This window comes from Pilimelia anulata, assembly GCF_014647895.1.
In the GTDB taxonomy this organism is placed as follows: domain Bacteria; phylum Actinomycetota; class Actinomycetes; order Mycobacteriales; family Micromonosporaceae; genus Pilimelia; species Pilimelia anulata.
On sequence record NZ_BMQB01000005.1, the window covers coordinates 324,227 to 339,974 of the forward strand.

The following is a 15,748-nucleotide window of genomic DNA, read 5'->3' on the forward strand; positions in this document are numbered from 1 at the left end:
AGCATGCCCCCCGCGCCCCCACCGTACGACATACGTCACTCATTGGGGTGAGCACACGCCGAGGTCCTCCGTCACATCCTGGCGATGAGGTAGTCCAGGCACCGGGTCAGCGCCTCCACATCGGCGGGATCGACGGCGGGGAACAGGCCCACCCGGATCTGGTTGCGCCCCAGCTTGCGGTACGGCTCGACGTCGACGATGCCGTTGGCCCGCAGCGCCGCGGCGAGCGCCGCCGCGTCCACCCCGGCGGCGAAGTCGATCGTCGCGACCACCGGCGAGCGCAGGCCGGGGTCCGTCACGAAGGGTGTTGCCACGCCCGACCGCTCCGCCCAGCCGTACAGCGCCGCGGCGCTCTCCGCGCTGCGCTTCGCGGCCCAGGCGAGGCCGCCCTGCGCGTTGAGCCAGTCCACCTGCTCGGCCGCGAGCAGGATCGTCGCGAGCGCGGGCGTGTTGTACGTCTGGTCCCGCCGCGAGTTCTCGATCGCGGTGGTCAGGTCGAGGAACGCGGGGATGTACCGGCCGGACCCCTTGATCCGCGCCGCCCGCTCCAGCGCCGCCGGGGAGAGCAGCGCCAGCCACAGCCCGCCGTCGGCGCCGAGCGCCTTCTGCGGGGCGAAGTAGTAGGCGTCGGTCTCCCGCAGGTCGACCTCGAGCGCGCCGGCCGCCGACGTGCCGTCGTGCAGCATCAGCGCGGTCGGGTCGGCGCCGGCCACCCGGCGGACCGGCACGGCCACGCCGGTGGAGGTCTCGTTGTGCGGGATGCCGTACGTGTCCGCGCCCGGCTCCGCGACCAGCGTCGGCGCCGAGCCGGGCTCGGCGGTGCGCACGCGCGGCGCGTCGAGGAACGGCGCGTCGTCGACGGCCCGGGCGAACCTCCCGCCGAACTCGCCGAACGCCGCGAGCTGCGCCCGCTGCCGGATCAGCCCGAACGCGGCCACCTCCCAGAAGGCGGTGGCGCCGCCGTTGCCGAGCACGACCTCGTACCCGTCCGGCAGGTCGAAGAGCGCGGCCAGGCCGCGGCGCAGCCGGGCCACCTGCGCCCGGACCGGTGCCTGCCGGTGCGAGGTGCCGAGGTACGCCGTACCGAGTTCGGCCAGCCGGGCGACGGCCTCGGGGCGCACCCGGGCCGGCCCGCAGCCGAACCGCCCGTCGGACGGCCGCAGCGCGGCCGGGATCTCGATCACCCTGTCCTCGCCCACGGCGCCATCCTCGCACCGCCCCGCCGACACCGCACCCCTGTCACCGGCGCGTGTCCCCGGCCCGGACGGCCGATCCCGCGCGGGCGGATTCGGGCGCCCCCGGTGACCGCGCAGGCGATCACCGCGTTCGCCGCCCGCGCGGGCGGGTACGGACGGTCGAGCGTCCCGGCACGGTCCGTCGACAATGCCCCGGCCGGGGCCGGCGCATGATGTTGCTCACATCGCACGGCCGGCCGGCCCCGGCGCGGGTGGGTGACCGGTTACCCCGGCAGCCGGGTGGGTAGGGCCGGTCGGGGCGTAACCCGCGGCGGTCGGGCGGCCCCGGGTCGGCCGGCGCGCGGGGATCACGAACGCCGTTCGCGCAACCCGGCTGCGTACGGTCGACTCTCCGCCTGGAGGGAGCACCCATGCTCGCGTCGCTGTTCCGCCCCCGCCCGGCCGCCCCGGCGCCCGCCGCCGAGCCGGCGGTCACCGTCAACCACCAGCTCCACATGCTCGACATCGCGGACGCGTTCGCGGCGCTCGACCGGGCCACCCTCGCCGGCGTGAACCCGCACCTGCGCGCGGGCCAGCTCGCCGCCCGGTGGGACCTGTGGATGTTCGTCGAGCGGATCTGGGACGACGCCGGGCGGCGCGGGATCGACCCGGCGGCGGACCCGCGGTACGCGGCGGTGGCGGCGCTGCGCGACCTGATGGGCACGCTGTACGAGACCGCCGACGAGGCGCAACGCCTCGCCGGCGACCTGGAGTACTAGCCGGCTCCGACCGGCGACCGGAGCACCGGCGGTGACCCGGAGGCCGGCCGCGGAGAGTCGGCCGGCGACGCGGAGAGTCGGTCGGTTACGCGGCGGCGGCGCTCGGGGCGATCGTCGGCCAGCCGGGGACGTCCTCGGGGTGGCGGGCGGCGGGCCCGACGTACCGGGCGGCCGGCCGGACGATCCGGCCGAGCTGCTTCTGCTCCAGCACGTGCGCGCTCCACCCGGCCACCCGGGCACAGGTGAACATCGCGGTGAACATCTCCGCCGGCACCTGCGCGAAGTCCAGCACCACCGCGGACCAGAACTCCACGTTGGTCTCCAGCACCCGGTCCGGCTTGCGGGCGCGCAGCTCGGCCAGCGCGGCCCGCTCCAGCGCCTCGGCCACCTCGTACCGGGGCGCGCCCAGCTCGCGGGCGGCCGTCCGCAGCACCCTGGCCCGCGGGTCCTCGGCCCGGTACACCCGGTGGCCGAAGCCCATCAGCCGCTCGCCGCGGTCCAGCGCCTGCCGGACGTACCCCTCGGCGTCCCCGCTCTGCTCGACCGCCTCGATCATGTGCAGCACCCGGGTGGGCGCGCCGCCGTGCAGCGGCCCGGACAGGGCGCCGATCCCGGACGACAGGCAGGCCGCGACGTCGGCGCCGGTGGAGGCGACGATCCGCGCGGTGAACGTCGAGGCGTTGAGGCCGTGCTCCGCGGCGGAGATGAAGTACGCGTCCACGGCCCGCACGTGCCGCGGGTCCGGCTCGCCGCGCCACCGGCGCATGAACCGCTCGGTCACCGTGGCGGCCTTGTCGATCTCCTTCTGCGGTACCGGCGGCACGCCCGGGCCGCGGGCGGCCTGCGCGATGAAGCTCAGCGCGGTCACCGAGGTGCGGGCGAGGTCGGCGCGGGCCTGCTCGTCGCTGATGTCGAGGAGCTGGCGCAGCCCCCAGTGCGGGGCGAGCATGGCGACCGCGGACTGCACGTCGACCCGGATGTCACCGGTGTGCACCGGTACGGGGAACGGCTCGGCCGGCGGCAGGCCCGGCCCGAACGCCCCGTCCACCAGCAGCGCCCACACCTGCCCGAACGACACCCGGCCGATCAGATCCTCGATGTCGACGCCGCGGTACCGCAGGCTGCCGCCCTCCTTGTCCGGCTCGGCGATCTGCGTCTCGAACGCGACCACGCCCTCCAGACCGGGCTTGAAATCCGACATGCAGGCCTCCTGCGCCGTGCACCGGGTGCCCCGGCGGCGGAAGCGGGGCACGATTGGACCATCATTGCTGCTCACGGGCCTGATCAGCGGCGTGAGCTGCGTCGCATGTCCGAACCTGAACCCGTTCTCAGCAGGCAAAACGTGGTGTGGAGAGGGAGTGGCGTGACGGTGAACACACCGGAGGTGGCCACGCTGCGGGCCGAGTACGAGCCGGCCGCGCCGCTGGTCGAGGCCGACCTGGCCGCCGAGTGGCCGGACCAGTTCGCCGCCTGGCTGACCGAGGCGCTGGCCGCCGGCCTCCCCGAGCCCAACGCGATGGTGCTGGCCACAGCGGACGAGCGGGGGCGGCCGAGTACCCGTACCGTACTCCTGAAGTCGTACGACCGGGCCGGCTTCGTCTTCTTCACCAACTACCGCTCGCGCAAGGGCGCCGAGCTGGCCGCGAACCCCTTCGCCAGCCTGCTGTTCCCCTGGCTGCGGCTGCACCGGCAGGTCATCGCGTGCGGCGCGGTGGAGCGGCTGCCGGCGGCGGAGAGCACGGCGTACTTCGTCAGCCGCCCGCGCGGCTCCCAACTCGGCGCGTGGGCGAGCCCGCAGTCGACGGCGCTGCCGGACCGGGGGGCGCTGACGGCGGCGTACGCGGCGGCGGCGGACCGCTTTGCGGGCGCGGAGGTGCCGCGGCCGGAGCACTGGGGCGGCTTCCGCCTGGTCCCGGACTCGGTCGAGTTCTGGCAGGGCCAGCGCGACCGCCTGCACGACCGCCTCCGCTACGACCGCACCCCGGACACCCCCGACTTCCACCTCACCCGCCTGGCCCCCTGACCCGCCGCCGCTGAGTTTCGTCACCCGGCGGCCGGCCGGTGCCGTTCCCCCGTCAGGCGTCCGCCAGGGCCGCGGCGATCATGCGGCGGGCCGCGGCGCCGTGGACGGCGCGACCCTGCTGATGAGCGAACAGGCGGAGATGGAGCTGGATCTCGGTGGGGCGAGTGACCTTGATCGCTGCGGTCGGCGTCTCGATCCGTACCACGGCCTCGTCGAAAATCCAGAACCCGGTGGTCGCCGACCCGGTCCGTACCGCGGACGACAGCGGCACGATGCCCAGCGAGACGAAGGGCAGGCGGGACACCCGAAGCAGGTGCGCGAGCTGCTCGGCGTGGTCCGCCGGGGAGCCGGTGTACCGGTATTGCAGCGCCTCCGCGCCGAGGACGACGGCGATTCGGTTGGTCGGTACGAGCGTCCGCGCGGCCCTGGCGAGCTTGAGCTCGACAGCGTCCGCCACGTCGTCCGGGGCATTCAGGAACTGCCGCCAGAACGCGGTGACGGCGCTGGCGTAGGCGCGGGTCTGGAACAGGCCGGGAATGATATTCAGCTCGTGAGTAGGAACCGTGTGAAGCCGTCGTAGGCGGTCGCGGCGGCCGGGCCGCCGATCCCCTTCATGCCGCCGACAACCCGCGTGTGCCACTCGACGTAGGCCGAGTCCACCGCGTGCAGCGTGGCGAGCAGGTCGGCCTCGCCCTCGGCGTCGCAAGCGGCGCACCACGCCCGGACCCGGCGGTCGTTCGGCAGGAGTGCGCCGTTCTCGAACTTCGACACGCGGGTGAAGTGGATGTCGATCAGTTCACCGAGGGCGCGCCCGGTGAGCCCGGCCGCGCGGCGGCGGAGTCGCCGGAGCCGGGCGCCGAGGGCGCGGCGGGCCTCAGCCGCCGGTGAGTCGAAACGCGTCATGCGGGGTCGCGAGGCGCCAGCAGGCGGCGAACGCGGTACGGCAAAGGTCGACCACCGCGCGGTCCTCCGACACGGCATAGCCGGTTGCCGCCCCGTCGCCGCTGAAGTGCAGGAACATCGCGGGTCGCGTCGTCGAGCAGGTAGAAGTCGTTGCCCGGCAGCGGTAGGCCGGAGAGCAGCCGCCGGGGACACCAGCGGGTCGGCTCGCCGGCAGCCACAATGTGCTGCTGGGTGCTGTGTACCCAGCGGTGGTAGCGGCTGACGGGCTCGGAGACCACCTTCACCCGCCGGAGGGCCCGGCCCGCGCCGGCCAGCTCACGTACGATCCCGCACCACCAGTCCAGGCCGGCGGGGTCGACGGGCTCGCCCGCGGCCCACTGCGCGAACGGTGCGATCTCCCGTTCGGTGCCGTACATGTCACGCAGCTCGAGGTGGTCCCACGACCGGGCGATGCCGCGGTAGCGGGCCCGGAACTCGTCGGCGTCGATCGGCCGCACGTCACTCGCCGGTGGTCAGGAAGGGAAGCATGCGGTATGGCACCTCGATGGCATCCTCGTGTGCGGGCAGCGCGAGCGTCGCGCGCGTTGCCGGGTCGAGCTTGAACCCCTGGATCACCCAGCTCTGCCGCTCCGGGCAGCGATACACCGTCGGTGAGTTGTCGTAGTTGGATGCCGGATCCTTACCCACGAAACCCACGAACTCGAGCCGCATGATGCCCTCCCGTTGGCTGTCTCGCTGCCCACAATGGTGACCGGCGGCCACGGACGGCGTCAATGACAACAATGTGCAAGTGCCACCCGCCCGCCCCGCCCCCGCGCGGCCGGGTCGGACAGGTGGCGGCGGTTGCGGATGTCGGGTCAGAAGTGGATGGTGCAGCTCACCCGGGGGTTGAACGGGGCGAAGATCCCCACCGGGTTCTGCGTGTACGCCCAGACGTGGAGGTGGTAGTGGACCGGCATCGACGCGTCCCGCCCCGGCGTCGGCCCGTCGAAGGCGCGACCGAACAGCGCCGGCCGGTCCCCGTCCGTGGCGAGGTCCTGGTCGCGGTCGGTCTTGAGGTACGCCACCGCGCCCAGCCGGCGCCCCTCCGCCGTCGGCACGTACACCAGCGACTCCGGCCGCAGCGGGTCGACCTTGCCGTCGGCGATGTGCGCGGGCTTGACGTACTGGTACCCGACCCCGCCGCTGCCCGGCAGCTCCACGCAGGTCGGCGCGGGCAGGTACCCGTCCCGGACCGCGGTCTTGGGGTTGGCGTACCGGGCGGTGGCGGCCCGCACCCGGTCGAGCTGGGCGGCGAGCCGGGCCGGGGTGGCCCGCGGGTCGGGCAGCGGCGCGGCGGTGCCGGCGGGCAGCGAGCGGCCGGTCGACGGCGACGGGGCGAGCGGCGGGCGGAACTGCGGCGCGGCCGCCGACGGGGTGATCGCGGCGGCGACCACCGCGGCGATGGTGGCGGCGACCAGCGCCGTGAGGACGCCGGTGAGGATGCGGCGCATCGTGGGGCTCCTGAGGGCAGGGTACGGATGACGGGACGCGATCACGTCCACACCGGAGCATTCTAGGTCTAATACGGACATCTCATGTATTTGGGGGCTAGTGTCATGGAATTCGCGCAAGTCGTCCGGCGTCGGCGGATGGTCCGCAACTACGACCCCGACCGCCCGGTCCCGCCGGCGACGGTCGACAGGCTGCTGGACCTCGCCGTCCGCGCGCCGTCGGCCGGGTTCACCCAGGGGTGGGGCTTCCTCGCGCTGGCCGCGGCGCCCGACCGGGCGGCGTTCTGGGACGCGGCCAGCCCGACCGACCCCGCCACCCGCAAGGACCCGTGGCGGGACGGCATGGGCCGGGCGCCGCTGGTCGTGGTGGCGTTCGCCAACGAGTCGGCCTACCTGGACCGGTACGCCGAGGCCGACAAGGGCTGGACCGACCGCGACCCGGACCGCTGGCCGGTGCCGTACTGGTACGTGGACGCCGGCTTCGGCGCGCTGCTGGTCCTGCTCGGGGCCGTGGACGAGGGGCTGGGCGCCTGCTTCTTCGGCGTGCCGCGGGAGCGGTGGCCGGCGCTGCGCGCGGCGTTCGGCGTGCCGGACCGGTTCGACCCGGTCGGCGCGATCACCGTCGGCTACCCGGCGGCCGACCGGCGGTCGCCGTCGCTGCGCCGCGGGCACCGGCCGCGGGACGAGGTCGTGCACCACGGGCGGTGGTGTCGGGAATCCGACACCCCGACTTCCGGGACTCCGGGGTAGGAATCAGACACTGTACGGAAAGAACAGACACCGGTGATGGATCGCCTTTTCCCGGCGGCCCGATAGGCTGGGGCGGCATCCGCTCGGGCAGGGCAACCGCTCGGGGCAGGGAAGCCGCTCGGGCAGGGTGGGGGAGGGGCGATGCTGCCGTGATCTTCAAGGGCGTGCGGGACGACCGGCCGTACCCGAAGCACGAACTGACCCTCAAGGAGTGGGCGACCATCCCCCCGCGGCCGGTCCGGCTGGACCAGCTCGTCACCACCAAGCGCGAGCTGGCGCTCGACAAGCTGCTCGCCGAGGACTCGACCTTCTACGGCGACCTGTTCCCGCACGTCGTCCAGTGGAACGGCGTGCTGTACCTGGAGGACGGCCTGCACCGCGCCCTGCGCGCCGCCCTCCAGCAGCGCAACTCCATCCACGCCCGGGTGCACGCCATCTGACTACGCTGGGCCGATGCGCACCGATCCGCTCGCCCTGCTCGACCTCGACTCGCTGCTCTCCACCGAGGAGCGCGCCACCCGCGACCTGGTCCGCCGGGTCGTCGCCGACCGGGTCCGGCCGCACGTCGCCGGCTGGTACGAGGCCGGCTCCGCGCCGGTCCGCGAGCTGGCCCTGGGCTTCGGCGGGCTGGGGCTGCTGGGCATGCACCTGTCCGGGTACGGCTGCCCCGGCGGCTCGGCGGTGGCGTACGGGCTGGCCTGCTTCGAGCTGGAGTCCGGCGACTCGGGCGTGCGGTCGCTGGTCAGCGTGCAGGGGTCGCTGGCGATGTTCGCCATCGCCCGGTACGGCAGCGAGGAGCAGAAGCAGCGCTGGCTGCCGGGCATGGCCGCCGGCGAGTGGATCGGCTGCTTCGGCCTGACCGAGGCCGACCACGGCTCCGACCCGGCGTCCATGCGCACCCGGGCCACCCCGGACGGCGCCGACGGCTGGGTGCTCACCGGCGGCAAGATGTGGATCACCAACGCGCCGGTCGCCGACCTGGCCGTGGTCTGGGCCCGCACGCCCGCGGGCGTCAACGGCTTCGTCGTGCCGCTGGACCGGCCCGGCGTCGGCGTCCGGGAGATCACCGGCAAGCTGTCGCTGCGGGCCAGCGCGACCGGCGAGCTGACGTTCGACGAGGTGCGCCTCGGCGCGGACGCGCTGCTGCCGGGGGCGCGCGGGCTGAAGGCGCCGCTGTCCTGCCTGACCGAGGCGCGGTACGGGATCGTGTGGGGGGCGCTGGGCGCGGCGTACGACTGTCTCACCACGACGCTGCGGTACGCGGGCGACCGGGAGCAGTTCGGCAAGCCGATCGCGGCCTTCCAGCTCACCCAGGCGAAGCTCGCCGACATGGCGGTCGAGCTGCAGAAGGGCTTCCTGCTCGCGCTGCACCTGGGCCGGTTGGCGGACGCGGGGACGCTGCGGCCGGAGCAGGTCAGCGTGGGCAAGCTGAACAACGTCCGGGCGGCGCTGGCCATCGCCCGGCAGTGCCGGACGATCCTGGGGGCGAACGGGGTGGCGGGGGAGTACCCGCCGCTGCGGCACGCGAACAACCTGGAGAGCGTGCTGACCTACGAGGGCACCTCGGAGATCCACCAGCTCATCATCGGCCAGGCCCTGACCGGCCACGCCGCCTTCGCCTGACAGTCGCACCCGCCGCGCCCGCCCGCGGAAACCGCGCCGGCCGGCGCTGCCGCCGGCGTCAGGCCGGGGAGGCGCGGTGGGACAGCGGGTCCGCGGCGGCGCGCTGCTGGGGGATCGTGTAGTCCGGCGGGTTCGCCGCCCGCTGGGCGTCCAGCACCCGGGTCGCCGCGTACAGCTTGACGATCAGGAACACCTCGAACGCCACCAGCAGCACCGACGCCGCCACCGTGGTGGCGATGATCGCGCCGATCGCCGGCCCGATGATGAACACCGCCATCTGGAACTCGATGCCGCTCACCAGGTGCGTCCGGATGCGGTTGCGCAGCAGCAGGTCCCGGCCCCAGAGCAGCATCGACAGCCGGTCCCGGAACGGGCGGTAGATGTCGACGGCGCTCGCGGTGGCGTCCTCGGTGCCGGCGGCGGCGTACGCGTCCTCGTCGGCGCCGTCGCCGCCGGGGCCGAGCCGGCGGGCCTCCCGGCGCAGCTTGCCGTTGATCCGCTGCATCATCAGCGCGTTGAGGTACCGGAACATGTCCAGGAAGACGACCAGCCCGCCCAGTGCCAGGTAGGTCAGGTCGCCGGTGCGGGCGTACTGGCCGCCCATCAGCGCCGCGGCGCAGACCAGGACCCGCAGCCGGTCGAGGATGTAGTCGAGCCAGGCGCCGAACTCCGAGCCGGTGCCGTTGAGCCGCGCGACCTTCCCGTCCATGCAGTCGACGACGAAGCTGAGGTGGAACAGCAGCGCGCCGGCGAGCAGGGCCGGGTACGCGCCGTCGAGGAAGCAGCCGGCGGCGCCGAGGCCGAGCAGGAACGCGACGAGGGTGAGCCTGTTCGGGGTGAACCAGCGGTAGGGGGCGGCCCACTGGACGAGGCGGGACGCCAGCGGGTCCACGAGGAGGACGGTCCACCACGCGTCGCGCGGCTTGTACGTCCGGGCGCGGACCTCGGTGATGGCCGGCCGGTGGTTCATGTCGGACCTCGTTCGGGGTGAGGGGAGGTCGGTCGGACACTACAGGTTACCGATGTGTTAACCCGAATTGACCAGCCAATGTATTGAATTCGATCAGCCGCTCGGTTCTGTCGGACCCGGAACGTACAGTGCGGACATGACTGGTCACGATGCGCTTCCCGACTCGCGGCCCGACCCTCTCCCCCCGGCGGCCGACAGCGCCCGGCCGCGAATCGCCCATTGGCGCGGTTTCCTCCCGGCGGCGCTGATCGTCGTCCTGATCGCGGTCGGCGCCGGCCTGGGGGCGCTGGCGCTGAGCCGCTTCCCGCGGCTCGGCGACTGGCTGGGCGTGCAGACCGTGGACCGCAGCCAGCCGGTGCTGCTGCGCAGCGTCCGCGACCTGAGCCGGCTGGTCGCCGCCGAGGGCAGCTTCCAGGTGGTCGTCGACCTCCAGCGCAACCGCAAGTACGTGCCGGACTTCCTGCTCCGCGAGCGCACGCTGTTCGTCGGCGCGGGCACGGTCGACGCGTACGTCGAGCTGGGCGCCCTGTCCGGCGGCGCGGTGGCGGTCGGCGCGGACCGGCGCAGCGCCACGGTCCGGCTGCCCGAGCCGCAGCTCGCGCCGGCCCGGCTGGACCTGTCCCGCAGCTACGTCTTCGCCGAGCAGCGGGGCGTGCTGAACCGGCTCAACGAGGTGTTCGGCGGCAATCCGGACCGGCAGCGCGAGGTGTTCGCGCTCGGCGAGCGGCGGATCACCGAGGCGGCCGGGGCGAGCGGGCTGGTCGAGCGGGCCCGGACGAGCGCGCAGCGCACGGTCGAGAGCCTGCTGCGGTCGCTGGGCTATACCTCGGTGACGGTGTCGTTCGGTGCGTCCTGAGGAGGACACCGACTAATAGGTTTAATTCCGTAATAACGGTTCTGCCACTTATTCCGGAAATGCCATCGCGCAATGCGGTGATCGTTATCGGAGCGGGCGGCCATTGTCGTCACTCGATCGGTAGGATCCGTCCGGCGACGGAGTCCTGTGATCTTGGAGGGGCGCTTGAGTGGAATCGCGCGCCGGTCCGCCCTCGGGCTGATCGGACTGGGGGCCGCGGCCGGAATCACCGCCGGGGTCGCCGAGTCCGCGCCGGCGGTCCGCACCCGCGCCGTCGCCCGGGCGGTGCCGCGCCAGCGCCCGGAGCCCGCCGAGCCGATCGGGCCGGGCGGTCCGCAGTCCGGCACCGGCGCCGGGGTCGGCGACAGGCTGGTGGTCAACCGTACCGCCAGCGAGAACGCCCTGCCCGGCACCGACGGCTGGGTACCCCGGCAGGGCGCGCTGCGGGTGACCGACCGGCACCGGCAGATCCAGGGCTACGCGTCCCGGACCAGCGTGAACGTCGGCGAGAGCATCGCCTTCCACGTCAGCGTGCCGTCCCGCGAGCGGTACGTCGTCGAGGTCATCCGGCTCGGCGACTACGGCGGCAAGGGCGGCCGCCGGCTGCGCCGCTCCGAGGAGCTGCCCGGCTTCCGCCGGCCGATCCCGGTGGCCACGCCGACCGGCACGCTGCGCTGCGACTGGCCCGTCTCCTGGGTGCTGGACGTGCCGCGCTCCTGGACCTCGGGCACCTACCTGGCCCGGTTCCGGACCCGCAGCGGCTGGCACTCCTACCACCCGTTCATCGTCCGCGACGACCAGCGGCGGGCCGAGTTCTGCGTGGTCCTGCCGACGACGACGTGGCAGGCGTACAACCAGTGGCCGCGCGACCTGCACCGCGGCAAGAGCCTGTACCACGGGTACGACAAGCACGGGAGGCTCGCCGTCGACCTGCGCGCCCGGAAGGTCTCGTTCGACCGGCCGTACCACGAGCAGGGCCTGCCCAGCCGGTTCGACAACGACCGGCACGCGATCGCCTTCCTGGAGCGCAGCGGCTACGACGTCACGTACGCGGCCAGCCACGACCTGCACAACGGCACCGTCGACCCGCGGCAGTACCGGGGCCTGGTCTTCCTCGGCCACGACGAGTACTGGTCGGCGGAGATGCGCCGGCGGGCGACCAAGGCGCTCGACGAGGGCGTGAGCCTGGCGTACCTGACGGCGAACAACGTGTACTGGAACGTCCGCTTCGAGGCGTCCCCCGACGGCATCCCGGACCGCACCCTGACCTGCTACAAGAACTCCCCCGACCCGCACGCGGCCGCCGGCGGCATCGGCACGAACCAGTGGCGGCTCGGCCGGTTCCGCGGGCCCAAGCGGCCCGAGCAGGAGCTGCTGGGCGTCATGTACAACGGGATCGTGCTGGCCCCGCGGCCGCTGATCGTCCGCAACAGCGACCACTGGTTCTGGGCGGACACCGGCGTGCGCGACGGCGACGCCGTCCCGCACGTGGTCGGCGGCGAGGCCGACGGCCTGCACCGGGCCGCCGCCCGGCCGCTGGACGGCGAGCACACGCTGCTGTCCCACTCCCGGTACCGGTCCCGGGCGGACCGGTCGATCCGGGTACAGAACACCTCGCTGCGCGAGCTGTCCCACGGCGGCATCGTCTTCGTCGCCGCGACGCTGAGCTGGCCGGCGGCCCTGGCCCGGTCCGGCCTCCGGGACGCGCGGATCCAGCGGGCCACCCGCAACGTACTGGACCGGATGCGCCGGCCGGGGTGATGATCGGAGCGGACCCCCGGCCCCGCCGGGACCGGGCGGTCCGCCGGCGAGTGCCGTACGCTCGCCAGACGGCCCACGGGCGCGGGCGCCCCGCCGCGTGGCCGGATCCAGGGAGGATCGGATGATCAGCGTCTTTGATCTCTTCAGCGTCGGGATCGGGCCATCCAGCTCGCACACCGTGGGGCCGATGCGGGCCGCGCGGACGTTCGTCGGCGGCCTCAAGGCCGACGGCCAGCTCAGTGCGGTACGGGCGATCCGGGCGGAGCTGTTCGGCTCGCTCGGGGCGACCGGCCACGGCCACGGCAGCGACGTCGCCGTGCTGCTCGGGCTGGCCGGCGAGGAGCCGGAGCGGGTCGACACCCGGTCGGTGCCGGGGCGGGTGGCGGAGATCAGGGAGCGCAAGCGGATCGCGCTGCTGGGCACCCAGGAGATCGACTTCGACGCGGACAAGCACCTGATCATGCACCGGCGCAAGGCGCTGCCGTACCACCCGAACGGGATGACCTTCGTCGCGTACGACGCGGCCGGCGAGCCGCTGCGGGCGCGCACGTACTACAGCGTCGGCGGCGGGTTCGTGGTCGACGAGGCCGCCGCGGGCGCCGACCGGATCGTCACCGACCCGACGGTCGTGCCGTACCCGTTCACCACCGGTACCGAGCTGCTCGCGCTGGCCGCGCGCACCGGGCAGTCGATCAGCGAGATCATGCTGGCCAACGAGGTCGCCCGCCGGCCCGAGGCCGACGTGCGGTCCGGGCTGCTGGAGATCTGGCGGGTCATGCAGGAGTGCGTGACCGCCGGCTGCGCCACCGAGGGCGTGCTGCCCGGCGGGCTCAAGGTACGCCGCCGCGCCGCCGAGGTCCGGCGCGGCCTGGAGTCGACCCACTTCGACACCGACCCGCTGCGGGTCATGGACTGGGTGACGCTGTTCGCGCTCGCGGTCAACGAGGAGAACGCCGCCGGCGGCCGGGTCGTCACCGCCCCCACCAACGGCGCCGCCGGCATCGTTCCGGCTGTCATGCACTACTACTCCCGGTTCGTCCCGGCCGCGAGCGAGGACGGCATCGTCCGCTTCCTGCTCGCCGCCGCGGCCGTCGGCGTGCTGTTCAAGGAGAACGCCTCGATCTCCGGCGCCGAGGTCGGCTGCCAGGGCGAGGTCGGCTCGGCCTGCTCGATGGCCGCCGCCGGGCTGGCCGAGGTGCTCGGCGGCACCCCGTTGCAGGTGGAGAACGCCGCCGAGATCGCCATGGAGCACAACCTCGGCCTGACCTGCGACCCGGTCGGCGGGCTGGTGCAGATCCCGTGCATCGAGCGCAACGCCGTCGCCGCGATCAAGGCGATCACCGCCGCCCGGATGGCGCTGCGCGGCGACGGCCAGCACCACGTCTCGCTGGACAAGGTGATCAAGACGATGCGGGAGACCGGCGCGGACATGAAGGTCAAGTACAAGGAGACCGCGCGCGGCGGCCTGGCCGTCAACGTCATCGAGTGCTGAGGGGCGCCGCCACCGGACCGCGGGCCGACCGGGAAGAATGACCCCGGACGGACGAAAGCGACGCGAGTGGGGTGGCGGCTTGATACGGGCACTGGTGGTCGGCGAGCCGCGCGACCCCGACCTCGTCGGCAACCTGCGCGCCGCCGGCGCCGTGGACGTCGCGGTGCTGGCGCCGGCCGAGCTGCCGCGGGCACTGGTCGACACGGTCGGGTTCGACGGCGCCCTGGTGGTCAGCGGCGAGCTGGTCGCCAGCCGTACGGTACTGCGGCACCTGCTCACCGCACCCGGCGGCGGCGCCGTCGCCCTCACCGGCGGCCCGGGCGCCGGGCCGGGGCTGCGGGTCGAGCGCGGGCAGGTCGTCGGCCTCGACGGCCCGGCCAGCTTCCTCGGCGCGCTGCGGCTGAACCCCGCCGCGGCCCGCGCCGTCGCCCCGGCGCAGCCGGCCGCCACCCCGGAGACGCTGCTCGGCGACCTGCTCGCCGCCGACCTCCCGGTCGCCGCCCATGGCGTCCGGCTGCTGGTCGCGGGCCGGGCCCGGGACGACGCCGCCGCGGCCGGGCTGGCCCGGCAGCGCGCCGGGATCGACGAGGACGCGGCCGCGCTGCGGCTGTCGGTCAAGGAGCGGGACGACTTCTTCACCACGTTCGCGATCTCCACCTGGTCGCCGCACGTCACCCGGCTCGCCGCCCGGGTCGGCCTCGGGCCGAGCGCGGTCACCGCCGTCTCCGTGCTGCTCGCGCTGCTCGCCGCCGCCGCCTTCGTCCGGGCCACCCGGCTGGACCTGGTCGCGGGCGGGGTGCTGCTGTACCTCAGCTTCGTGCTGGACTGCGTCGACGGCCAGGTCGCCCGGTACACCCGCCGGTTCAGCCGGTTCGGCGGCTGGCTGGACACGATGGCCGACCGGTTCAAGGAGTACGTCGTCTACGGCGCCCTGGCCTGGGGCGCGCAGCGGTCCGGGCTCGGCGACGTGTGGCCCCTGGCGATCGCGGCGATGGTGCTCCAGACCGTCCGGCACCAGACCGACTTCTGGTACGGCGCGCTGCACGACGCCGCGGTCCGCCGGCCGCGCGGCGGCCCCGGCGGGGCGCTCGGGCGGATGTCCGAGCGGGTGCAGGCGGACGCCGGGTCGGCCGGGTACTGGCTCAAGCGCATCCTGGTCTTCCCGATCGGCGAGCGGTGGGCGCTGATCGCGCTGGCGGCGGCGCTGTTCGACGGGCGGGTGGCGCTGCTGGCGGTGCTGACCTGCGGGGCGTTCGCGGCGGCGTACACGCTGACGCTGCGCTCGCTGCGCGCCCGGGTGATGCGGGTGCCGGTGCTGGCCGGGGTGGACCTGCCGGCGGTCCGGGACGAGGACCCGCCGACCCGGCGGGCGGCCCGCGGCTGGCGCCCGCCCCCGCTGCCGGCGACGGCGGCGGCGCTGCTGGTCGCGGCGGCGGCGGTGTACGAGGTGCCTCGCGTCCCGATCTGGGTGCTGCTGCTCCTGGTGTCGGCGGCGATCGGCCTGGCCGTGTGCTCGCGCGCCCGCCCGCACGACGGCCCGCTGGACTGGCTGGTGCCGGCGGCGCTGCGCGGGACCGAGTACCTGCTGCTCATCGCCGCGGGCCGGGCCGGCGGGGTGCCGTGGCCGCTGGTCTTCGCCGCGCTGCTGGCGCTGGCACTGCGGCACTACGACCAGCAGACCCGGATGGAGAAGCAGGCGCCGGCGGCGCCGCGGGCGCGGTGGGAGCTGCCCTGGCCGACCCGGGTGGTGGCGGTGGCGGTCAGCGCGGTGGCGCCGCCGCTGGCGGCGGTGGTGTTCGGGCTGCTGACGGCGGACTCGGTGGTCCTGCTCGGGGTCGACGTGGTGCGCAGCCGACGCGCCCACTGACGCGCCACTCCACGTGGGCGGCGAGGCCCTGCTACAAGGGACGTTTCCGGCGTTCG

At 74.3% G+C, this 15,748-nt stretch carries 17 protein-coding genes and 1 pseudogene; 9 read left to right on the forward strand and 9 right to left on the reverse strand.

The window, feature by feature from the left end; translation table 11 throughout:
• Positions 1–71: 71 nt before the first annotated feature.
• Entirely contained in the window at positions 72–1,199 is a 1,128-nt protein-coding gene (gene serC, locus IEY94_RS13740; protein WP_229783829.1) for a phosphoserine transaminase, read from the reverse strand.
• A 407-nt stretch (positions 1,200–1,606) separates the two neighbouring features.
• Between serC and IEY94_RS13745 the strand changes: the two genes are divergently transcribed.
• Positions 1,607–1,954: a hypothetical protein gene (locus IEY94_RS13745; RefSeq protein WP_189170533.1), complete on the forward strand. Its 348-nt coding sequence runs from the start codon at positions 1,607–1,609 to the stop codon at positions 1,952–1,954.
• 85 nt (positions 1,955–2,039) lie between these two features.
• On the opposite strand, the gene IEY94_RS13750 is transcribed toward IEY94_RS13745, so the two are convergent.
• Positions 2,040–3,155 (reverse strand): citrate synthase 2, encoded by a 1,116-nt coding sequence (locus IEY94_RS13750; RefSeq protein ID WP_189170534.1) that lies wholly within the window; start codon positions 3,153–3,155, stop codon positions 2,040–2,042.
• A gap of 105 nt (positions 3,156–3,260) precedes the next feature.
• On the opposite strand from IEY94_RS13750, the gene pdxH reads away from it, so the two are divergent.
• Positions 3,261–3,977 (forward strand): pyridoxamine 5'-phosphate oxidase, encoded by a 717-nt coding sequence (gene pdxH, locus IEY94_RS13755; protein ID WP_189170535.1) that lies wholly within the window; start codon positions 3,261–3,263, stop codon positions 3,975–3,977.
• 52 nt (positions 3,978–4,029) lie between these two features.
• Here pdxH and IEY94_RS13760 read toward each other — a convergent pair whose 3' ends face one another.
• The 6 genes and pseudogenes from IEY94_RS13760 to IEY94_RS13780 all read right to left on the reverse strand — a co-directional run bounded on the left by IEY94_RS13760 (position 4,030) and on the right by IEY94_RS13780 (position 6,373).
• Entirely contained in the window at positions 4,030–4,617 is a 588-nt protein-coding gene (locus IEY94_RS13760) for a Scr1 family TA system antitoxin-like transcriptional regulator (protein ID WP_229783831.1), read from the reverse strand.
• Complete coding sequence (locus tag IEY94_RS13765; RefSeq protein WP_189170537.1) at positions 4,521–4,880, reverse strand: helix-turn-helix domain-containing protein; 360 nt, start codon at positions 4,878–4,880, stop codon at positions 4,521–4,523. Before IEY94_RS13765 ends, IEY94_RS13760 begins: the two co-directional genes overlap by 97 nt.
• Positions 4,852–4,998: a DUF6879 family protein gene (locus IEY94_RS24320; RefSeq protein ID WP_373291281.1), complete on the reverse strand. Its 147-nt coding sequence runs from the start codon at positions 4,996–4,998 to the stop codon at positions 4,852–4,854. Before IEY94_RS24320 ends, IEY94_RS13765 begins: the two co-directional genes overlap by 29 nt.
• Before the next feature lie 16 nt (positions 4,999–5,014).
• Positions 5,015–5,377 (reverse strand): annotated as a pseudogene (locus IEY94_RS13770) (DUF6879 family protein); the annotation flags it as partial.
• Between the two features lies 1 nt (position 5,378).
• Positions 5,379–5,591, reverse strand: coding sequence for a hypothetical protein (locus tag IEY94_RS13775; RefSeq protein ID WP_189170538.1), 213 nt, complete (start codon positions 5,589–5,591; stop codon positions 5,379–5,381).
• Positions 5,592–5,737: 146 nt separating this feature from the next.
• Complete coding sequence (locus IEY94_RS13780) at positions 5,738–6,373, reverse strand: hypothetical protein (protein WP_189170539.1); 636 nt, start codon at positions 6,371–6,373, stop codon at positions 5,738–5,740.
• 105 nt (positions 6,374–6,478) lie between these two features.
• Between IEY94_RS13780 and IEY94_RS13785 the strand changes: the two genes are divergently transcribed.
• The 3 genes from IEY94_RS13785 (at position 6,479) to IEY94_RS13795 (ending at position 8,746) form a co-directional block, all read left to right on the forward strand.
• Positions 6,479–7,123 (forward strand): nitroreductase family protein, encoded by a 645-nt coding sequence (locus tag IEY94_RS13785; RefSeq protein WP_189170540.1) that lies wholly within the window; start codon positions 6,479–6,481, stop codon positions 7,121–7,123.
• Between the two features lie 149 nt (positions 7,124–7,272).
• Positions 7,273–7,563: a type II toxin-antitoxin system VapB family antitoxin gene (locus IEY94_RS13790; RefSeq protein ID WP_189170541.1), complete on the forward strand. Its 291-nt coding sequence runs from the start codon at positions 7,273–7,275 to the stop codon at positions 7,561–7,563.
• A 13-nt stretch (positions 7,564–7,576) separates the two neighbouring features.
• Positions 7,577–8,746 carry an acyl-CoA dehydrogenase family protein gene (locus IEY94_RS13795; RefSeq protein WP_189170542.1) on the forward strand — a complete coding sequence of 390 codons (1,170 nt, stop codon included), beginning with the start codon at positions 7,577–7,579 and terminating at the stop codon, positions 8,744–8,746.
• Between the two features lie 58 nt (positions 8,747–8,804).
• On the opposite strand, the gene IEY94_RS13800 is transcribed toward IEY94_RS13795, so the two are convergent.
• Complete coding sequence (locus tag IEY94_RS13800) at positions 8,805–9,716, reverse strand: CDP-alcohol phosphatidyltransferase family protein (protein WP_189170543.1); 912 nt, start codon at positions 9,714–9,716, stop codon at positions 8,805–8,807.
• Positions 9,717–9,852: 136 nt separating this feature from the next.
• On the opposite strand from IEY94_RS13800, the gene IEY94_RS13805 reads away from it, so the two are divergent.
• The 4 genes from IEY94_RS13805 to IEY94_RS13820 all read left to right on the forward strand — a co-directional run bounded on the left by IEY94_RS13805 (position 9,853) and on the right by IEY94_RS13820 (position 15,692).
• Positions 9,853–10,572: a DUF4230 domain-containing protein gene (locus tag IEY94_RS13805; RefSeq protein WP_189170544.1), complete on the forward strand. Its 720-nt coding sequence runs from the start codon at positions 9,853–9,855 to the stop codon at positions 10,570–10,572.
• Positions 10,573–10,737: 165 nt separating this feature from the next.
• The gene (locus IEY94_RS13810; protein ID WP_189170545.1) at positions 10,738–12,333 is read left to right on the forward strand and encodes a N,N-dimethylformamidase beta subunit family domain-containing protein; all 1,596 of its coding nucleotides are present in this window, start codon (positions 10,738–10,740) and stop codon (positions 12,331–12,333) included.
• Between the two features lie 121 nt (positions 12,334–12,454).
• Complete coding sequence (locus tag IEY94_RS13815; protein WP_189170546.1) at positions 12,455–13,825, forward strand: L-serine ammonia-lyase; 1,371 nt, start codon at positions 12,455–12,457, stop codon at positions 13,823–13,825.
• A gap of 79 nt (positions 13,826–13,904) precedes the next feature.
• On the forward strand, positions 13,905–15,692 hold the full coding sequence (locus tag IEY94_RS13820) for a CDP-alcohol phosphatidyltransferase family protein (protein WP_189170547.1): 1,788 nt from the start codon (positions 13,905–13,907) through the stop codon (positions 15,690–15,692).
• Positions 15,693–15,748: the final 56 nt, after the last annotated feature.

Coding starts and splice junctions, on each gene's coding strand:
- IEY94_RS13765 (WP_189170537.1), bottom strand. CDS start 4,880: ATGACGCGTTTCGACTCACCGGCGGCTGAGGCCCGCCGCGCCCTCGGC.
- IEY94_RS13745 (WP_189170533.1), top strand. CDS start 1,607: ATGCTCGCGTCGCTGTTCCGCCCCCGCCCGGCCGCCCCGGCGCCCGCC.
- IEY94_RS13780 (WP_189170539.1), bottom strand. CDS start 6,373: ATGCGCCGCATCCTCACCGGCGTCCTCACGGCGCTGGTCGCCGCCACC.
- pdxH (WP_189170535.1), top strand. CDS start 3,261: ATGTCCGAACCTGAACCCGTTCTCAGCAGGCAAAACGTGGTGTGGAGA.
- IEY94_RS13785 (WP_189170540.1), top strand. CDS start 6,479: ATGGAATTCGCGCAAGTCGTCCGGCGTCGGCGGATGGTCCGCAACTAC.
- IEY94_RS24320 (WP_373291281.1), bottom strand. CDS start 4,998: ATGTTCCTGCACTTCAGCGGCGACGGGGCGGCAACCGGCTATGCCGTG.
- IEY94_RS13800 (WP_189170543.1), bottom strand. CDS start 9,716: ATGAACCACCGGCCGGCCATCACCGAGGTCCGCGCCCGGACGTACAAG.
- IEY94_RS13775 (WP_189170538.1), bottom strand. CDS start 5,591: ATGCGGCTCGAGTTCGTGGGTTTCGTGGGTAAGGATCCGGCATCCAAC.
- IEY94_RS13795 (WP_189170542.1), top strand. CDS start 7,577: ATGCGCACCGATCCGCTCGCCCTGCTCGACCTCGACTCGCTGCTCTCC.
- IEY94_RS13815 (WP_189170546.1), top strand. CDS start 12,455: ATGATCAGCGTCTTTGATCTCTTCAGCGTCGGGATCGGGCCATCCAGC.
- IEY94_RS13805 (WP_189170544.1), top strand. CDS start 9,853: ATGACTGGTCACGATGCGCTTCCCGACTCGCGGCCCGACCCTCTCCCC.
- IEY94_RS13750 (WP_189170534.1), bottom strand. CDS start 3,155: ATGTCGGATTTCAAGCCCGGTCTGGAGGGCGTGGTCGCGTTCGAGACG.